The organism is Bradyrhizobium sp. (genome assembly GCF_004799445.1).
GTDB lineage: Bacteria > Pseudomonadota > Alphaproteobacteria > Rhizobiales > Xanthobacteraceae > Bradyrhizobium.
The window spans coordinates 164,347-181,492 of record NZ_SSNA01000198.1 but is presented as its reverse complement, the minus strand read 5'-3'; the positions used below and the strand labels follow the sequence as shown (position 1 = coordinate 181,492).

Sequence of the window (17,146 nt, the reverse complement as noted above, 5' to 3'; positions counted from 1 at the left end):
CGGGGAGAGCACGAAATAAGCTGTAAACCATTGCGCGGGGAATGCCGGGTGATTCCGGTGTGACCTGACTAACGCGTGTGCGTTCTACTACTCACATTGCACACGCAGCTATCGGGCGCATCGGGCGCCCGGCATTCCCCGCGCCCTCTGATGGCAGAGGGCGGAACGAGCAGGCCAAAACTCGCGCGGAATGCGCGGCGAGATCGCGAACGTGTATCCTGTCGTCATTGCGAGCGCAGCGAAGCAATCCAGCTTTGGTGCCGCAAATGAAAGTTGGATTGCTTCGTCGCTTCGCTCCTCGCAATGACGACGTCGAAAGTGTCTCGTGCCGTGGCTGTTTGAAAATTGAATCGGTAGCATTTCAATAGGCACGACTGTATCCGCGCCACAGCCGTCATCGCCCGCGAAAGCGGGCGATCCAGTATTCCGAAGCGCCAGAAATCGAATCGAGATGCCACAGCGTACTGGATACTCCGCTTTCGCGGAGTATGACGGGTCTTTGTGGGGCGGCGCTCTGTGCCGACCCGTTGGCTGGCAATGGGGACGATGCAGCCGCTAAATCCCCAGATACGCCGACTGAACCTGCTTGTTGTTGGCGAGTTCCTGGCTGGTGCCGTGCATGATGACGTTGCCGCTTTCCAGCACATAGGCGCGCTGCACCAGCGACAGCGCGCGGCTGACGTTCTGCTCCACCAGCAGGATCGCCGTTCCCATCTTGTGGATTTCGCCGATCTTCTCGAAGGTCACGTCGGTCATGACGGGGGCGAGGCCGAGCGAGGGCTCGTCGAGCATCAAGAGCCGAGGCTTGAGCATCAGGCCGCGGCCCACCGCCAGCATCTGCTGCTCGCCGCCGCTCATGGTGCCGGCGAGTTGCTTGCGGCGTTCGGCGAGCCGCGGAAAGATGTTGTAGACCAGCTCGAGCGTGCGGGCGCGTTCGGCCTTGGCCTTCGGCACATAGGCGCCGATCTCGAGATTTTCGTTCACCGTCATTTCCGGAAACACCTGACGCCCCTCCGGCACATGGGCGATGCCCAGTTCCGGAATCCGGTACGGCGGAAACGAGGCGAGGTCGGTGCCGGCGAAGGTGATGGTGCCGGAGGTGAGTTTGACCAGGCCCGAGATCGCGCGCAGCGTCGTGCTCTTGCCGGCGCCGTTGGCTCCCAACAGGCCGACCGCTTCGCCTTCACCGATCTCGATCGAGACATTCGCGATCGCCGGCACCGAACCGTAGCTGGCGCCGACTGCTTCCAGTTTCAGCATCACGCCTCTCCCGCCGCCGGTGGGTGCACGTAGGAGCCGAGATAGGCGCGGATGACTTCCGGGTTCTCCACGATCTGTTTGGGCGCGCCTTCGGCGATCTTCTGGCCGTGATCGAGCACCACGATGTGGCGGGCCACCGCCATGATGGCGCGCATCACGTGCTCGACGATGACGATGGTCAGCCCGCGCTGCGACAGCTTGCCGACCAGCGCCACCGCCTGGTCGATCTCCGCCGGGTTGAGCCCGGCCATGACTTCGTCGAGCAGCAGCAGCCGCGGCTCGGTCGCCAGCGCGCGGGCCATCTCCAGCCGGCGCTGATCGATGGTGGTGAGATCCTTGGCGGCGGTCCGCTCCCGCGCCGTAAGGCCAACGAACTCGATCGCCTCGCGGGCCTTGTCGCGCGCCGCAGCGGTGTTCTTGTCGCGCAGGAACGCGCCGGTCATGACGTTGTCCAGCACCGTCATGGCGCCGAACGGTTTGGCCACCTGGAAGGTGCGGGCGAGGCCGTGGGCGCAGATGTCGTGGGGTTTCAGGCCGACGATCTCGCGCCCATAGGCCATCACCGAGCCCGCATCCGGCCGGTGAAACCCGGTGATGAGATTGAAACTCGTGGTCTTGCCGGCGCCGTTCGGCCCGATCAGCGCGACGGTTTCGTTTTCCTTCACCGTGAAGGAGACCTCCTGGACGGCGCGCAGTCCACCGAACCGCTTGCTGAGGCCGCGAATGACGAGCGCATCTGTCATGATATGCCCTTACGCCTGCGCCGGTTTGCGGTGGCGATGCCAGGCTTCGCTGATCATGCCCATCAGCCCGGTCGGCCGCCACAGGATCACCGCCATCAGGATCAGGCTGTACACGGTCAGCTGCACGCCGCCGATCGAGCTGCCGAGCCAGCTCTGCAGCAGCGTCGACGTCGTCTCCAGAAGCACGGTGCCGATCACCGGGCCCCACAGCGTCCCGATCCCGCCGACGATCGACACCAGCGCCGCCTCGATCGAGATGTTGAAGGAAAACGCCGTCGCCGGATCGATGAAGTAGATGTATTGCGTATAGAACGTGCCGGCGAGCGCGGTCAGAAACGAGCTGATCAGATAGATGTCGCGCTTGATTTTTGGAGCGTTGACGCCGATCGCCTCGGCGGCGTCTTCATCCTCGCCGATGGCGACCAGATAATATCCCATCCAGGATCGCTCGATCACATAGGTGACGGCGAGCCCGACCACGAGCAGGCCCAGCACCACATAATAGTACGCCGCCTTGGTCTCGAACTGCATCATCAGCGGCGCCGAGCCGAGGTTCGGGATGGTGGTGCCCTCGGCGCCCCAGGCCAGATCACGAAACTTGAGAAAGATCAGCATCAGGGCCTGCGCGGTCGCGATGGTGGCGATGGTGAAATAGGGGCCGCGCAGGCGGAAGCACAGCCAGCCGATCGGCAGGCTCGCCAGCATCGCGACCACGCCGCCGGCGATCATCCCGATCCAGGGCGAGATGTTGAAATCGATCTGCAGGATGGTCGAGGTGTAGGCGCCCAGTCCGAAATAGGCGGCATGCCCGAGCGACAATTGCTTGGCGTATCCGCCCATCAGATTCCAGGCGATGCCGATGAAGGAGAACAAGAGGATGCGGATGAAGATATCGATCGCGAACGAACTCGTTACCACCTGCGGCAGCGCGATCAGGATCGCGATCCCGACCGCCAAAAGGACGATGCCGCGGGCACTTGGGCGGTGCGCCATCATCGGGCTCGTCCTCCGCCAAGGCCGGTCGGCTTGAAGGCGAGCGTCAGCAGCAGCATCGCGAACACCACGATCAATCCGGAGTCGGCGCCGACATATTGTACGCCGAGCGACTCGGCGACCCCCATCATCAGGCTGGCGATCAAGGCGCCCATCACATTGCCCAGTGTCCCCAGCACAACCGCTACAAAGGCCATCAGCACGAACACCTGGCCGACGAACGGATAGGCCGAATAGAACGGCATCAACAGCGAGCCGGCGGCGCCGGCCAGCGCCAGCGCAATGCCAAGTGCGACGCAGAACACGCGGTTGGGGTTGATGCCCATCAGCATCGCCACGTCACGGTTCTGCGAGGCGGCGCGCATCGCCTTGCCGAGATCGGTGGTGTGCAGGAACACCCAGAGTGCGGCGCTCAGCGCCATCGCGACCACGAAGGCGATCAGTTTCGCCACCGGGATATAAAGCCCGCCGACATGCAGCGCTTCGTCGGAATAGGAGGTGTGGACCGTGCGATAGTTGGCCGAAAACAGCATCAAAGCGAGGTTCAAAAGCAGCAGCGACAGCGCGAAGGTCAGGAAGATCTGGGGCATGTCGTTGGGTCCGAGCACCCGCCGGATCAGGAAATGCTGGACCAGGACGCCGACCACGAACAGCACCGGCATCGACACGAACAGCGAGAGCAGGGGATCGATGCCGAACTGGTTGGCGAGAAAAAAGCTGATGTACATCCCGATCATCACGAATTCGCCCTGGGCGAAATTGACGATCTTGACCACGCCGAAGATCAGCGTGACGCCGATGCTGACCAGCGCGTAGATGCCGCCGATGAGCAGGCCGTTGATGACGGCCTGGGCCACTGTCTCCCACATCTGGCTTGACCGGCGCTAGATCTTCAGCAGCGGCTTGCGGGCGTCTTCCTTCGGGAAGACGCTGGCGAGATCGCCGTCCTGCCACTGCACGCCGACCGGGTGTCCGTAGATGTTCTTGCCGTCGGGTCCGAACTTGACCTTGCCGCCCGGCGCCATCGCCGCATAGCCGGAGGAGACGTCGAGCGTCGACAAGGCCTCGCGGACCTTTTGCGGATCGGCCGAGCCCGCGCGCTCCAGCGCATCGGCCAGCATGAAGGTCTGCGCGACCAGGCCGCCGGCATATTCGAACAGGAATTCACCGGTGCGCTTCTTGAATTCGACGTTCACCTTCTGGGCGTCGTCGCTGACATCGTGGTTCCAGTGTGCCACGCCCTGCAGTCCTTCGGCGAGCTTGCCGACATTCTTGTAGAAGTCCGGAATGACAAAGCCGCCGGAGCCGCCATTGATCGAGACGTTGAGACCGAATTGCTTGACGGTCCGCACGATCAGAATGAGGTCGTTCAGATAGGAGACCGAGAACAGCGCATTGGCGCCCGATGACTTCACCTTGTTGATCAGCGGGCTGGCGTCGGTAAATCCGGCCGAATAGGGCTCGAACATCACGATTTCGACGCCCTCTCCGGGCGCGAGCTCCTTCAGGCCGTTCGACGTCGAGGTGCCGAACGCGGTATTCTCGAAGATGACGGCCACCTTCGGCGTATCGCTGACGAGTTTTGCCATCTGCAACTGCGCGCGGGCGAATTGCGAGGCGCGCGCGAACGGCGTGAAGGTGTAGGTGCGGCCCTTGTTCAGCATGTCCGAGCTGGAGCCGGTGATGATCGGCACCTTGGCGCGCTCCGCCACTTCGCTTGCGATCAAGGTGAGGGCGCTGGCATAGCAGCCGTGGATCGCCGACAGCTTGTTGCCGGTGATGAGGCGGTCGGTTTCGGTGCGCGTCACCGTGGTGTCGCTCTGCACGTCGGAGACGATCAGATTGAGCTTGGCGCCGCCCAGCGACTTGATGCCGCCGGCATCATTGACCATTTCGACGGCGAGCTTGGCGGCGGCGACGCAGCCGACGCCGATCTGCGCCATGCTTCCGGTGGTCGGATAAAGCGCGCCGATATTGACCGGATCGGCCGCCCAGCCGCGCAGCGGCACCGCGCCGAATGCACCGGCGGCGAGGATGCCTCCGGTCTTGATGAGAAATTCGCGGCGACCCTGCCGCTTCGACGAGGCCTGGTGTGGGCGGGCTTTAGTGCCGGCGGAATCCTTGCGAGCTTTCTGCATGCCATTTCCCCCTGATAAGGCCACGATAACGGCTCGCGCCCGCTTGTTTGCTGTCCGCGCATTTTTTTAAATGGTAACCGCATTCAAGATTGTTTACAATACGGTTATCAGTTTTACTTTCGAAATTGAAAACGATGGTCGGCTGGTGATGCTTTTGGCGGCTTCGGGCGGCCGGGGCCTGTCGTCGAAATCGGGGAAATGATGGTCGGAAAACCAGCCAAACGCGCGACGGTCCGAACGCCAGGATCCCGTCAGATACCGGCGCCGCGACCGCGAGAACCGGCTGCCGTCCTGATCGCCAAGCGCATCGAGGAGGACATAGTCCTGGGCCGGCGTCAACCGCGGGAGCGCTTGATCGAGCAGGATCTCTGTGACCTGTTCCAGACCCATCGCGGGGACGTCAGACTCGCGCTCTTCGAACTCGAGAAGAAGGGCCTGGTCGGACGTATCCCGAACCGTGGTGCGCTGGTGCGCGGATTAACGCCACAGGAAGTAAGGGAAATCTACGCGGTTCGTGAAGAGCTGGAGGTGATGGCGGTCCGCATCATCCCGTTTCCGGTTGCCGCAGCAGATATCGGGCGGCTGGAGGAAGTGCAGCGCCGGCATACCGCGGCCATCGCCGAAGGCGACTTGCTGACGGTCTTCTACAGCAACCTCAGTTTTCACCAAATTTTATTTGGTCTGTGCGGCAACGCCTGTCTGATCGAAACCATCGATCTGCTTGCCCAGAAGGTATACGGCATCCGTTCTTATGCGAATGCATTTCCCGACTCGCTCGACCGCGCCCGCCGGGACCATCTGGATATGATCAAGGCGCTTCGTGGTTCGCGTCGGGACGAGCTGGTGGCGCTGACCCGGCGCCACCTGCAGCCTTCCCCGGAAGCCTATATCAAGGATTATGAGCGGCGCTTCGGCAAAGCCGATCCTGCGCCGGCCCATTAATCCCAAAGAAGCGCTATTCCGCGCTGCTCACCAGTTTGATACGTGGCGCGGCCGCCTCCGTCAGGCTGCGATAGGCGGCGAGATAATCGAGCGCCATCCGTCGGGCGGTGAATCGCGTCTCGAATTGTTGCCGGATCGCCTCCCGATTCAGCTGGGACAGCCGGCCGACCGCGGAAACCGCGCTGATTTCGTCCTCGACGATAAAGCCCGTCAAGCCTTCGTCGATGATTTCGGGAACCGAGCCGCGGTTGTAGGCGATGACCGGGGTGCCGCAAGCCATGGCTTCGATCATGACAAGGCCGAACGGCTCCGGCCAGTCGATCGGAACGAGCAGTCCGATCGCGCCGCTGAGAAAGTCCGATTTTTCGTGATCGCCGATCTCGCCGATGTATTCGACAAGGGGGTGGTCGATCAGGGGACGGACGATTTCATCGTAATAGTCCTGATCGGCCCGATCGACCTTCGCCGCGATCTTCAGGGGAATGCCGCACCGGATGGCGATCTTGATGGCGCGATCGACACCCTTTTCCGGCGCGATCCGACCGAGCACGGCCAGATAGCCGGGAGTCACCGGTCGCGGCGTCAGCAGTTTTTCCGGCAGGCCGTGGTGGATGGTGCGAACCCAGTTGGCCTGCGGCACCGGACGCCGCTGGGCATTCGAGATCGAAATCACCGGAACAGAAGAGAAGGTGGTGAACACCGGCTGATGCTCGGGCAGATCGAGCCGGCCGTGCAGGGTAGTCAGAAACGGGGTCGGCTGGCGGGAGAACAACGAAAACGGATAGTAGTCGAGGTGAAAATGCAGAAAGTCGAACTCTTCATCGTCGCATTTTTGCCGGACGCGCTCCAGCATCACCATATGCAGCGCATTGGGATCGCGGACGGATCCGTCAAGACGCAGCGCCTTTGGCCAGGTCGCGTCGAGCTTCGCGGAGGTTTGGGAATCGCCGCTGGCGAACAGCGTGACGTCGTTCCCTAGTGCTACCAGTTCCTCGGTCAGCCAGTGTACCACCCGCTCGGTTCCGCCATAAAGTTTGGGCGGAACAGCCTCCGTCAGCGGAGCAACCTGCGCGATGCGCATCTATCCGTCTCCTATCGTTGTCATCGATGAGAAAGCCCCCATCACCCGGTCGGCACCAGGCATGCCGCAGAGGGAACGTTTCCGCATGTGCGAAGTTCCCACAAGGAGCGTACTTCTTCCACGTGATGGTCTTGTTGATGCCATCACACCCCATCACGCTTCGGCCGTTGTCAGCATTGCAGAATTTTTGCGCAGCCGCGCAGGGGAACTGCAGAGCGGCATCCGCCGTTCGATCACACGGAACATCTTCGGATCGGCCTTTCGTTCTCCTCCAGCGGGTTTTGCAGCCATATGGATAATCTCTCAGGATACGCCAATCGTCCGCTCCCTTTTGTGCTGCGCTACCTGCGCCAGCGTCTGGCATCGCATGTCGTCATTTTGACGACCGTGGTTGCCGCCGTTGCCTGTTCGGTAGGCACGCAATATGGCGTGAAGTATCTGGTCGACGGTCTGTCGGCGGGACCGGCCAGCGCGGGTGGCGTATGGCTGGCATTCGTTTTTCTCATGTCGCTGATAGCGGCGGATAATTTTCTGTGGCGGATCGCCAGCTGGACGGCAAGCTTCACGTTCGTGGGCGTCACCGGCGATTTGCGCCGCGATATTTTCCGTCATCTGACCGGTCACGCGCCGAGCTATTTCTCGGACCGGTTGCCGGGAATGCTGACCAGCCGCATTACCGCCACATCCAATGCCGTCTTCACCGTCGAGAACATGTTTGTCTGGAACGTACTGCCGCCGTGTATTGCGACCGTCGCGGCGATTGCCCTGATCGGGACCGTCAGTCCGGTGATGGCGGGGGGACTGGTTGTCGTCGCCGGGGCGATGGTAGTCGCGATGTTTCATCTCGCCGCCGCCGGCAAGCCCTTGCATGACGACTTCGCGAACAAGGCCGCGGCCGTCGATGGCGAGATGGTCGATGTCATCAACAACATGCCGCTGGTGCGGGCATTTTGCGGCCTCAGTTTCGAGCACGACCGGTTTGATGCCACCGTCAACCGGGAATTGACGGCGCGGGGCCGCAGCCTGCGTTATCTCGAAAAGCTCCGGATCACGCACGCCGCGATCACCGTCGTGCTGACGATCGCGCTGCTCGCCTGGGCCATTGTGCTCTGGCAGCGCGGCGCGGCTACTACGGGTGACGTCGTGCTGGTCTGCACGCTCGGACTTTCCATTTTGAGCGCTACCCGCGATCTCGCTGTGGCGCTGGTCGACGTTACCCAGCATGTTGCCAGGTTGACCGAAGCGATCGCCACCCTGTTGCTTCCGCACGAACTGCGTGACCACCCGGAGGCCGAGCCTCTGATCAAAAGCGGCGCGGCGATTGCCTTTAACAACATTTCGTTTCGCTATCCCGGCGGACTGGGGGTGTTCGACAGATTCAGCCTCCGCATCCAGCCGGGGCAGCGGGTCGGTCTGGTCGGTCAATCCGGCGGCGGAAAATCCAGCCTGTTTGTTCTCCTGCAGCGATTCTACGACGTCCAGCACGGCAGTATCACCATCGACGGTCAGGATATTGCGCGTGTCACGCAGCAAAGTCTGCGCGCGGCGATTTCAGTTGTGCCGCAGGACATTTCGCTGTTTCATCGGTCGATCATGGAAAACATCCGATACGGGCGCCCGAATGCGACCGACGACGAGGTATTGCGCGCGGCGATCGCGGCGCGCTGCGATTTCGTCGAGACCCTGCCGGAGGGGCTTGCGACCATGGTCGGGGATCGCGGTGTGAAATTTTCGGGCGGCCAGCGGCAGCGTATCGCGATCGCGCGTGCGTTCCTCAAGGACGCGCCGATTCTGCTGCTGGATGAAGCGACCGCGGCGCTCGACGGTGAATCAGAGGAGGCGATACGCGAGGCGCTCGGCCGACTGATGCGTGGACGAACCGTCATCGCCATTGCCCACCGTCTTGCGACCCTGCGGAATTTCGACCGGGTGGTGATGCTGAAAGCCGGCAAGATCATCGAAGACGGCCCGCCAGATCGCCTGATGCAGGGCCAGGGTCCCTACCGTGAACTGGTAACGCTGGAAATGAGCCGCCTTGCGCAGCACGCGGCCTGATCTGCGATAGTAGCGTTGAGTGCACTCATCTTAACGCTCGGGGAGGCGATCGAGGTCAAATGTCAGCTGAAGCCGTGACCCAAATCACGACGATCCGGACCATGGAGACGGTCACGGAATCGCCGTTCTACATCCCGATGACCGGGCCGGCGGCGCGACCGCGCCGCTCGCTCAAGCACGACGACACGTTCATCGTGCTCGACAGCCATGGCGACATCGGCGCTTCCGCCGGCGGACCCGATGGCCTGTTCAACGCGGACACCCGCTATCTTGCCCGGCTCGAACTCGTGCTCGACCAGGTGCAGCCGTTGTTATTGGGCTCGAATCTGCGTGACGACAATTCCGCGCTGACGGTAGATCTCACCAATCCCGACGTCTATCGCAACGGCCGGATCGTGCTGCCGAAGGACATGCTGCACATCGTGCGCACGATCTTCCTGTGGCGCGGATCGGCCTATCAGCGCATTGGCGTGCAGAATCACAGTGAAAATCCGGCTAGCTTCGAGCTGACGCTGCTGTTCGATAACGACTTCGCCGATCTGTTTGAGGTCCGGGGCGAGCGTCGGCCGCGCCGCGGCATCGGCTCCAGCAAATTGCTCGGTGCTGCCGACGTCGTGCTCGAATACACCGGGCTCGACGGCAAATCCCGCGGTACGGCGCTTCAGTTCGAGCCGCGCCCGACACGGCTTGCGGCGAACGCCGCGACCTATCATCTCGATCTGGCGCCACAACAGGCGAGGTCGCTGTTCGTTGTTGCGTCCTGCAACAAGCCGGCGGCGCCGAGATCGGTGCCGTTCTTTCGCGGCCTGCTCGCGCATCGCCGCGAGATGCGCCAGTCCACGAAAGGCGCCACCAGCATCGAAACGTCGAACAATATCTTCAACGAGGTGCTGTGCCAGTCGATGGCGGACCTCAACATGTTGATGACGGATACGCCGCAGGGGCGGTATCCCTATGCGGGGATCCCCTGGTATTCAACGACATTCGGTCGCGACGGCATCATTACTGCACTGCAGATGCTGTGGATCGACCCGCGGGTCGCGCGCGGCGTGTTGAAGCGGCTCGCCTTGTATCAGGCCAAAACCACCGATCCGCTTGCCGACGCGGAACCCGGGAAGATCCTGCACGAAATGCGGGGCGGCGAAATGGCTTCGCTGCGCGAGGTGCCATTCGCGCAATATTATGGCAGCGTCGATGCCACCCCGCTATTCGTTCTGCTGGCCGGTCTTTATGTCGAACGCACGGGCGACAATGAGACGCTCGCCGAGTTATGGCCGTCGATCGAAGCCGCGTTAGACTGGATCGACGGGCCGGGTGATCCCGACCGGGACGGATTTGTCGAATATAAGCGCGCGTCGGAGCAGGGCTTGGCGAACCAGGGCTGGAAGGATTCCTACGACGCGATCTTCCATGCCGACGGGCGGCTCGCCGAAGGCTATATCGCGCTCGCGGAAGTCCAGGGCTATGTGTTTGCCGCCAAGCAGCTGGCGGCACGTTGCGCCATGCGCATGGGGCTGCCGGACAGGGCGCGGCAGCTCGAGGTCCAGGCGCAACAACTCGCCGGGCATTTTGAAGAAGCGTTCTGGTGTGACGAACTCGGCACCTATGCGCTCGCGCTCGACGGCAGCAAACAGCCGTGCAGGGTGCGCACCTCGAATGCTGGGCAACTGCTGTTCACCGGAATCGTGCGCGCCGATCGCGCCCGCATGGTAGCAGCCGACCTGATGCGCCCGCATTTTTTCACGGGCTGGGGTATCCGCACCGTGGCGCGCGGCGAAGCGCGTTACAATCCGATGTCCTATCACGACGGTTCGATCTGGCCGCACGACAATGCGCTGATCGCGCTCGGGCTTGCGCGTTACGGCCTCAAACATTCGGTCGAACAGGTGTTCGGCGCTCTGTTCGACGCCGCGACCTATATGGATTTGCGGCGACTTCCGGAGTTGTTCTGCGGCTTTCGGCGGGAGAAGGGACGCGGACCGACGCTGTACCCGGTAGCCTGCGCGCCGCAGGCCTGGGCGAGCGCGACGCCGTTCACGTTGCTGGAGGCCGCACTCGGGCTTGAATTCGACGATCAGCGCGGCGAAATTCGCCTGCGCAACCCGCGCCTGCCGACGTTCCTCAACGAAGTGATCCTTCGCGAACTGCGGCTGGGCCCCTCGAGCGTCGATCTTTGCGTTCGCCGGCACGGCGATGACGTGTCGCTGGAGGTGATGGGTACGCGTGGCCATATCCAGGTTTCCATCGTGCTGACGCATTAGCACCGGCATTTTGCGGCCACCGCTCCGCGACGCCGCGACGCGGCTGGCGCCGCCCCTTGCATTGAGGAGACGACATGCGCGCTAGACCCTTATTTACCCTCGTTGCCGCCAGTCTTGCGGCGTTGCTGGCTGCGCCATCCCGGGCGCAAGCCGATGCAACCGAGCCGCAGCCGTCTCAACAGCAAGGCACGGCTCCGCCGGCGGCGCCGAAAGAGCCCGCGCCACCGCCATCGGTCACGATTATCGGCGCACAGGACGCGCACGGCGTGCTGGGACGCGAGGTTCGCAGCTCGACTGACGAGGACATGGGACGCATCGTCGACGTGATCGTCGATCGCGCCGGCATGGTGCGCGCGGCAGTGATCGATTTCGGCGGATTTCTCGGCGTCGGCAGCCGGAAAATTGTCGTCGACTGGAACGCGCTGCATTTCGGACGCATCGCCAGCAAGAGCGACAGCATCACGCTCGAATTGACCAAGGCGCAAGTCACGGCAGCGCCCGAATACAAGGAGGATACGCCTATCGTGGTGCTCGGTGCCTCCGGCAGCCTGCAGCCACTGCAATTTGATCACTAGGGTCCGGCTCGATAATGCGCAAGTCATTGATCCGACTCATTTTCAGAGCTCGGCACGGAAGCAACAAATTGATTTAGTTTCCCATTTAGTTTCCCCATTGGGTAACGACGCCAGAGAAGCGGAGAGATATCCTGTTCGCGCGCTCATCCAGACACAAGATTGACCAGACCAACGGTGATGGCCGTGGGTTGCCGACGGGTGACGATCGAAATCCGCCATTCGTATCGGAACCGGCGGCGATTGAGGCGGCGCCCACTCCCTCGCGTGAGAGCTTGCGCGGCCTCGACTGGTTCATCTTCTTTCTGGCGGATGTGCAAACCGGATTTGGTCCATTCGTTGCGGTCTATTTGACGACGCAGAAATGGACGCAGGTGGAAATCGGCTTTGTGCTGTCGATCGGCGGCTTGGTCGCGTTGATCGGGCAGATGCCCGGCGGAGCCATCGTCGATGCGGCCCGGTCCGAGCGGCTCGTCGCCGGCCTTGCGATCGCGACAATCGGCGTCAGTGCGCTGGGATATGCGGCGTGGCCGATCTTTCCGGTGGTGGTGGCCGCCGCGACCCTGCATGCTGCCGCCAGCTGCGTGCTCGGTCCGGCGATTGCCGCGATCAGTCTCGGTCTGGTCGGGCCGCTGGCGATCGGCGAGCGCTTCGGACGCAACGCCCGCTTTGCATCGCTCGGAAACGGGGTTGCCGCTGCCGTGATGGGCACCTGCGGCTATCTGCTGTCGAGTCGTTCGGTGTTTCTGGTCACCTTCATTCTGGCAATTCCGACCCTGCTTTCGCTCGCGCGTATCCGCGAGCGCGAGATTGACGCAGCCCGGGCCCACGGAGCCCTGCTGCGCGCGGCGCCCGATGCCGAATCAACCAGCGTTCTTGGTTTGATGCGCCAGCGCACCCTGCTGATCTTCGCCGGCAGCATATTGCTGCTTCAACTCGCCAACGGGGCGATGCTTCCTTTGATGGCGGGTGTGGTAACGACCCGGTCAAGCCAGTGGGCGCCGGTCCTGATCGCCGCGTGCATCATCGTGCCGCAGGCCATCGTCGCGCTGACGTCTCCGTCGGTCGGACGCAAGGCCCAGCGATGGGGGAGGCGTCCGCTGCTGCTCATGGGCTTTGCCGCGCTGGCGATTCGCGGCGTGCTGTTTGCCACTGTCCGCGATCCGTATTTGCTGGTCGCGGTCCAGGTGTTCGACGGTATCACCGCGGCCGTCTTCAGCGTCATGATTCCGTTGATTGTCGCCGACGTCGCATTCGGAAGTGGTCACTTCAATCTTGCGCAGGGCATTGTCGGCACCGCAACCGGCATCGGCGCTTCCCTTAGCACGGTGCTCGCCGGTTACGTCAGTGACAGATTCGGCAGCAGCATTGCCTTTAGCGGGCTTGCCGTCGTTGCAACGGCAGGCCTCGCCGTGATCTGGTTTGCAATGCCGGAAACGCGCCGGAGCGCGCGACCGTAGCGTTCATGCGTCCATATTGCGCAGGCATTGGCGGTTGCGAAGCACGATCTGGCGGGCGCCGGAAAACCCGAGCACGCCTTGCGCGTGGAGTTGGGAAAGCGCTCTTGAGACGGTTTCCAGCGTAAGGCCGAGGTAATCGCCGATATCCCGGCGGCACATCGGCAGCGCCATCATGCCCGTGACCGCAAGGCGGCGATCCATCTCCAGCAGGAAGGTGGCCACACGCTCCATTGCGGTTTTGCGTCCGAGAAGCAGCATATGATCTTCCGCATGCCGGAGATCGCCGGCGGTCATCGCCCAGAGCTTGCGCGCGACCTGAACGTCGATCCCGGCGGCTTGCTCGAGGCTTCGCCGCTTTACCAGCCGCACCGTGGTATCGATGATGGCTTCCGCGGCGAGCCGGTGGATCGTTCCGGATTCCAGCCCGAACACGTCGCCGGGCAGGTGGAATGCGCCGATCTGACGCCGTCCGTCGGAGAGCAGCTTGTAGCTGCGAACCGCCCCCGAAATCACCTGGTAAACGTATTCCGCAGGTTCATCCTCGCCATAGATTTCCTCATCCTTCCGGTACGAGAACTCGGTGGCAACGAGGCCGGCATGCCCGGTCACGGCGCCAAACTGGTCGGGAACAGGATGGGGAAGCGGGCTGATCTTTTTGCCAATGACGGAAGGAACCGAAGGGCTGAGCGACTGGGTGAGCATGACCATCTCCTTTGCGGCGGATGGCCATTTACTATTTGAGCCGGCTCGGTCTGGAAATTTCGCGTGATATCTTAGGGAGGTTTACCTACGTATAATTCCGGAGGTCACGTCCTACGCCCCTGGCTGATGGCTGGCGCGATCCTCCTGAATCGCCCCCCGGATACGCGTGACGAGGCTGTCCTCGAGCAGCGGCTTGAGCAGAACATACCGTACGCCCGCCGCTTCAGCCCGCGCCGTGATATTTTCGTCAGGATAACCCGTGATGAGTACAACCGGCGCGGCGATATCGCGGTTCCGCAACCGGCGAGCCAGTTCGATGCCGTTCATATCGGGCATTTTGTAGTCAATCACGAAGCAGTCGACGCCGGTCGAACGGACGGTTTTCAGCAGCGCCTCGGCGTTTCTGAACGTCCGAACGTTGAACCCGTCCGTCTCAAGAAGAAATCGCAGTGAGCCGAGGACGTCCGCATCGTCGTCGACTACATAGACGGTAGATTTTGCGGATGAAGGCATCACAAAAGGCCGTGTGGCTCGTGCTGATCTGGATAGGGCATCGTCCAGATAACACGCATCAGGAATACGGCGTCTTGATTTAGCTCAATCCTTCAGTAGCCCGGCGCGCATCGCAAGCCGCACCAGCTCCGACAGGCTATTGGCCTGCATCTTGGTCATCACGTTGGCCCGATATACCTCAATGGTCCGGGGGCTGATATCGTAGTCGCGAGCGATTAGTTTGTTGGAAAGCCCTGCGATCAGACCCTCCATCACCTGGCGCTCGCGGGGGCTGAGGGTTGCGATCCGCGACGCGATATCGCGAGTAACCGCCTCGTTCTTCGCGGCGGGTTCTCCCTGCCGGATCGCGGCTTCAATCATGGCGATCAGGCGATCGTCTTCGAAGGGCTTCTCCAGAAAATCGACCGCCCCGAGCTTCATCGCCTCGACGGCAAGCGGAATGTCGCCGTGCCCGGTCATGATCACAATCGGAAAGGGGCTTTGGCCTGACTTCATGCGTTTCAGGAGTTCGATTCCGTCAAGGCCGGGCATGCGCACGTCGGAGACGACGCAGCCGAATTCAAGGCCCGGGAGGACCTCGAGAAACTTCACGGCAGTTTCGAATATTGTGACATCGAAGCCCGCCGCATCGAGCAGGAAGCTGAGCGAATCCCGCATCGCCACATCGTCGTCGATGACGTAAATCTTTGCCTTGCCCGACATGTGTCAACTCTCGCCGGCTGCTGCGGGCAATGTGAAGCGAAAAGTCGCGCCTCCCGACGCATTGCTTTCCGCCCACATCCGGCCGCCATGGGCCTCTATAATCGAGCGGCTGATGGAAAGTCCCACCCCCATTCCCGTCTCCTTCGTCGTAAAGAACGTCCGAAACAGATTGGACTGGACGTCATCGTGGAAGCCCGATCCGGTGTCGGACACCGCAACTTCGATCATGTCATCCGCGTCCCCGGCGTTTGCTACAATAAGTTCCCGTTGTCGCGATTGCGCCATCGCCTCAAGCGCATTGCGAAACAGGTTGACCAGAACCTGCTGAATCTGAACCCGGTCCACCAGCACGAGGTCGAACTCCGGGTTCAGGTTGAAACGAAGCTGAATGTTCTGGTCACGAGCGCCCGACAGGCCGAGCGCGCCGGCTTCCTCGATCAGTTTTGAGAGGCTTTCGACCCGCTTTTCGGATTCTCCGCGCGAAACGAAGTCGCGCAGACGGCGAATGATCTGGCCGGCGCGAAGCGCCTGCTCGGCGGCGCGGTCCATGGCGCTTTCAATTTTCGGCGCATTGGGATCCACGCTGTCCGCCAGCAGCCTGCGCGAGCCCTTCATGTAGTTGCTGATGGCTGCGAGCGGCTGATTGAGCTCGTGCGCCAGCGCGGACGCCATTTCGCCCATCGCGCTCAGGCGGGAAATGTGGACCAGCTCGGATTGCAGTTCCTGCAGCCGCGCCTGCGTTTGCTGATGCTCGGTCAGATCGCGCACGAATCCGGTAAAATAGGGCACGCCGCCGGACTGCATTTCACCGATCGAGAGGTGCATCGGGAACGTCGTTCCATCCCTGCGCATGCCCGTCACAATTCGTCCGATCCCGATGATGTGCCGTTCGCCCGTGGAACGGTAGCGCGCCAGGTAGCCGTCGTGACGCGCGCGATCCGGCATCGGCATCAACTCACTGACGTTCTTGCCGATGGCCTCCTGTTCGGCATAGCCAAACAGCCTCTCGGCCGCGGTGCTGAAAAATTGCACGACGCCGTATCCGTTGATGACGATCATGGCATCCGGCACCGTATCGAGGATCGAGCGAAGGTGACTCTCGCGCGTTCTCAGGGCGTCTTCGAGCTGCTTCTCTTCATCGATATCCAGAACAATTCCACTGATATGGCGCGGGGCGCCGGTGTCGTCCCTGACGAGGCCGCCGCGGGTGCGAATCCAGTGACTGGAGCCGGCATTTCCAGCAATCTTGAAGGAAAGATCCACATTGCCGCCGATCTCGGTAACCCTCTTGATCGCCTGTTCGGTGCGCTCGCGATCCACCGGTTCAAGCAGCGAGAGAAACAGCCCGTAGGTGATCGGCTGATCGGGGGCGACGCCGAACAAGCCCTTGGCCGTATCGGACCACTCCAGTTTTTGAGTGGTGAGATCGAGGTCCCAGGTCCCGACGCCAAATCCTTCGATTCGGAGCCTCAGATGCTCGTTACGGACCGGGTCGTCTGGCGATCGTCGAATTGTGCCGGGCACGCTCAAGCCTTCAGTTCCGCTTAATTCACTTTACACCCGCCATCTCAACCGGCGTGTTTCGATCCGGTACCCTACACGAGATTGACGTACGAAAAGGCCTCAAACTATTGTAAAGGACACATAATTTCGCCGAACAGGGTTGCGGATGCAAGTTCTTCCGGGGCCAAAATTCGGCGAGCCGGGCCCGACCCGTGATCGGT

15 protein-coding genes are annotated in these 17,146 nt (G+C 62.0%); 5 read left to right on the top strand and 10 right to left on the bottom strand.

The features are described 5' to 3' along the window. Positions 1-555: 555 nt before the first annotated feature. From E8A46_RS25530 to E8A46_RS25510, 5 genes are read right to left on the bottom strand one after another with little or no spacing between them, the layout of a single operon-like run. Positions 556-1,260: an ABC transporter ATP-binding protein gene (locus E8A46_RS25530; RefSeq protein WP_291567133.1), complete on the bottom strand. Its 705-nt coding sequence runs from the start codon at positions 1,258-1,260 to the stop codon at positions 556-558. Continuing rightward, a complete protein-coding gene (locus tag E8A46_RS25525; RefSeq protein WP_291567131.1) occupies positions 1,260-2,003 on the bottom strand; it encodes an ABC transporter ATP-binding protein in 744 nt (247 codons plus the stop codon). The genes E8A46_RS25530 and E8A46_RS25525 overlap by 1 nt, the downstream gene beginning before the upstream one ends. Positions 2,004-2,012: 9 nt before the next feature. Next, positions 2,013-2,999, bottom strand: a complete 987-nt coding sequence (locus E8A46_RS25520; RefSeq protein ID WP_291567129.1) for a branched-chain amino acid ABC transporter permease — start codon at positions 2,997-2,999, stop codon at positions 2,013-2,015. Next, complete coding sequence (locus E8A46_RS25515) at positions 2,996-3,865, bottom strand: branched-chain amino acid ABC transporter permease (protein WP_291567127.1); 870 nt, start codon at positions 3,863-3,865, stop codon at positions 2,996-2,998. Before E8A46_RS25515 ends, E8A46_RS25520 begins: the two co-directional genes overlap by 4 nt. A gap of 15 nt (positions 3,866-3,880) precedes the next feature. Next, positions 3,881-5,134, bottom strand: a complete 1,254-nt coding sequence (locus E8A46_RS25510) for an ABC transporter substrate-binding protein (RefSeq protein ID WP_291567125.1) — start codon at positions 5,132-5,134, stop codon at positions 3,881-3,883. Positions 5,135-5,332: 198 nt separating this feature from the next. Here E8A46_RS25510 and E8A46_RS25505 point away from each other — a divergent pair, with 198 nt between their 5' ends. Next, positions 5,333-6,076 carry a GntR family transcriptional regulator gene (locus E8A46_RS25505; RefSeq protein ID WP_291567123.1) on the top strand — a complete coding sequence of 248 codons (744 nt, stop codon included), beginning with the start codon at positions 5,333-5,335 and terminating at the stop codon, positions 6,074-6,076. A 13-nt stretch (positions 6,077-6,089) separates the two neighbouring features. Here the strand turns inward: E8A46_RS25505 and E8A46_RS25500 are convergent, their stop codons facing one another. Beyond that, on the bottom strand, positions 6,090-7,157 hold the full coding sequence (locus tag E8A46_RS25500) for a glycosyltransferase family 4 protein (protein WP_291567121.1): 1,068 nt from the start codon (positions 7,155-7,157) through the stop codon (positions 6,090-6,092). 291 nt (positions 7,158-7,448) lie between these two features. On the opposite strand from E8A46_RS25500, the gene E8A46_RS25495 reads away from it, so the two are divergent. The 4 genes from E8A46_RS25495 (at position 7,449) to E8A46_RS25480 (ending at position 13,505) form a co-directional block, all read left to right on the top strand. After that, entirely contained in the window at positions 7,449-9,212 is a 1,764-nt protein-coding gene (locus tag E8A46_RS25495; RefSeq protein WP_291567119.1) for an ABC transporter ATP-binding protein, read from the top strand. A 59-nt stretch (positions 9,213-9,271) separates the two neighbouring features. After that, on the top strand, positions 9,272-11,473 hold the full coding sequence (locus tag E8A46_RS25490) for an amylo-alpha-1,6-glucosidase (RefSeq protein ID WP_291567118.1): 2,202 nt from the start codon (positions 9,272-9,274) through the stop codon (positions 11,471-11,473). A 74-nt stretch (positions 11,474-11,547) separates the two neighbouring features. Further along, on the top strand, positions 11,548-12,048 hold the full coding sequence (locus E8A46_RS25485; protein ID WP_291567116.1) for a PRC-barrel domain-containing protein: 501 nt from the start codon (positions 11,548-11,550) through the stop codon (positions 12,046-12,048). Positions 12,049-12,287: 239 nt separating this feature from the next. Further along, positions 12,288-13,505 (top strand): MFS transporter, encoded by a 1,218-nt coding sequence (locus E8A46_RS25480; protein WP_291567156.1) that lies wholly within the window; start codon positions 12,288-12,290, stop codon positions 13,503-13,505. Between the two features lie 3 nt (positions 13,506-13,508). Here E8A46_RS25480 and E8A46_RS25475 read toward each other — a convergent pair whose 3' ends face one another. The 4 genes from E8A46_RS25475 to fixL form a co-directional block, all read right to left on the bottom strand. Beyond that, positions 13,509-14,207 carry a helix-turn-helix domain-containing protein gene (locus tag E8A46_RS25475; RefSeq protein ID WP_291567114.1) on the bottom strand — a complete coding sequence of 233 codons (699 nt, stop codon included), beginning with the start codon at positions 14,205-14,207 and terminating at the stop codon, positions 13,509-13,511. 111 nt (positions 14,208-14,318) lie between these two features. Then, positions 14,319-14,720, bottom strand: a complete 402-nt coding sequence (locus tag E8A46_RS25470) for a response regulator (protein ID WP_291567112.1) — start codon at positions 14,718-14,720, stop codon at positions 14,319-14,321. Positions 14,721-14,804: 84 nt separating this feature from the next. Further along, complete coding sequence (gene fixJ / locus E8A46_RS25465; RefSeq protein WP_291567109.1) at positions 14,805-15,422, bottom strand: response regulator FixJ; 618 nt, start codon at positions 15,420-15,422, stop codon at positions 14,805-14,807. Between the two features lie 3 nt (positions 15,423-15,425). Beyond that, on the bottom strand, positions 15,426-16,946 hold the full coding sequence (gene fixL, locus E8A46_RS25460; RefSeq protein ID WP_291567107.1) for a sensor protein FixL: 1,521 nt from the start codon (positions 16,944-16,946) through the stop codon (positions 15,426-15,428). Positions 16,947-17,146 lie beyond the last annotated feature (200 nt).

Bases quoted from the DNA above. Each gene is read 5' to 3' on its own strand.
- E8A46_RS25530 (WP_291567133.1), bottom strand. From the start codon at position 1,260: ATGCTGAAACTGGAAGCAGTCGGCGCCAGCTACGGTTCGGTGCCGGCG.
- E8A46_RS25525 (WP_291567131.1), bottom strand. From the start codon at position 2,003: ATGACAGATGCGCTCGTCATTCGCGGCCTCAGCAAGCGGTTCGGTGGA.
- E8A46_RS25520 (WP_291567129.1), bottom strand. From the start codon at position 2,999: ATGATGGCGCACCGCCCAAGTGCCCGCGGCATCGTCCTTTTGGCGGTC.
- E8A46_RS25515 (WP_291567127.1), bottom strand. From the start codon at position 3,865: ATGTGGGAGACAGTGGCCCAGGCCGTCATCAACGGCCTGCTCATCGGC.
- E8A46_RS25510 (WP_291567125.1), bottom strand. From the start codon at position 5,134: ATGCAGAAAGCTCGCAAGGATTCCGCCGGCACTAAAGCCCGCCCACAC.
- E8A46_RS25505 (WP_291567123.1), top strand. From the start codon at position 5,333: ATGATGGTCGGAAAACCAGCCAAACGCGCGACGGTCCGAACGCCAGGA.
- E8A46_RS25500 (WP_291567121.1), bottom strand. From the start codon at position 7,157: ATGCGCATCGCGCAGGTTGCTCCGCTGACGGAGGCTGTTCCGCCCAAA.
- E8A46_RS25495 (WP_291567119.1), top strand. From the start codon at position 7,449: ATGGATAATCTCTCAGGATACGCCAATCGTCCGCTCCCTTTTGTGCTG.
- E8A46_RS25490 (WP_291567118.1), top strand. From the start codon at position 9,272: ATGTCAGCTGAAGCCGTGACCCAAATCACGACGATCCGGACCATGGAG.
- E8A46_RS25485 (WP_291567116.1), top strand. From the start codon at position 11,548: ATGCGCGCTAGACCCTTATTTACCCTCGTTGCCGCCAGTCTTGCGGCG.
- E8A46_RS25475 (WP_291567114.1), bottom strand. From the start codon at position 14,207: ATGCTCACCCAGTCGCTCAGCCCTTCGGTTCCTTCCGTCATTGGCAAA.
- E8A46_RS25470 (WP_291567112.1), bottom strand. From the start codon at position 14,720: ATGCCTTCATCCGCAAAATCTACCGTCTATGTAGTCGACGACGATGCG.
- fixJ (WP_291567109.1), bottom strand. From the start codon at position 15,422: ATGTCGGGCAAGGCAAAGATTTACGTCATCGACGACGATGTGGCGATG.